Origin of the sequence: Chryseobacterium formosum (assembly GCF_026460885.1) — a bacterium.
Classification (GTDB): Bacteria; Bacteroidota; Bacteroidia; order Flavobacteriales; family Weeksellaceae; genus Chryseobacterium; species Chryseobacterium formosus.
Genome location: NZ_JAOVZW010000059.1, coordinates 1 through 656, shown reverse-complemented (window position 1 = coordinate 656; position 656 = coordinate 1). Strand labels below are relative to the sequence as shown.

At 40.5% G+C, this 656-nt stretch carries 1 pseudogene; it reads right to left on the bottom strand.

What is annotated here, in order from left to right:
- Positions 1-656 (bottom strand): annotated as a pseudogene (locus OF897_RS21550) (T9SS type A sorting domain-containing protein); the annotation flags it as partial.

Genomic DNA, 656 nt, shown 5'->3' with positions numbered 1-656 from the left:
CCACCGAGTAAAACTCCTTTTAAGTTTCTGTTGTCTCCTGTACTGATGACATTCATTCCCATCAGGATATCTCTGTTCTTAAAATTGTAGGATTTCTGCCACAGTTCTTCGCCTTTAGTGTTAAGTGAGATCAGCCATACATCAGTTCCTTCTTCAATTCCTACCGTTTTGTTGCCTGATCTTTCCGATCTCGATTCACCACCGATAATATATCCTGATGATGTAAAAGCCATTGTTCTCAAATGGTCATCTGCTTTTCCTCCGAAATTCTTTTCCCATTCCACTTTTCCCTCCTTGTTGAGCTTTACGATCCAGTAATCTCCTTCGCCGTAGTTTTCAGTCGTTTTTGCAATAAATTGTGTTTTTACAGGATTGGTTTTATCATCATTGGATACTGTTTTATTCCCTGTTGCCAAGCCGCTTCTGGAATATATTCCCAGTAAAGCACCTCCATCCGGAGTAGGAATTATTTTTTCCACTTCATCAAGTCCTTTTCCTCCCAAAACAAGTTCAGAAAGAACTTTCCCGTTTTTATCGAGCGTAGTCACCATGGCATCTTTAGAGCCAAAACCATTTGGAGCATTCTGAACATTTCCTGCCACCATAAAGCCTAAACCTACGGTCTGAATTACGGATCTTGCTTCTTCATCCTGAGA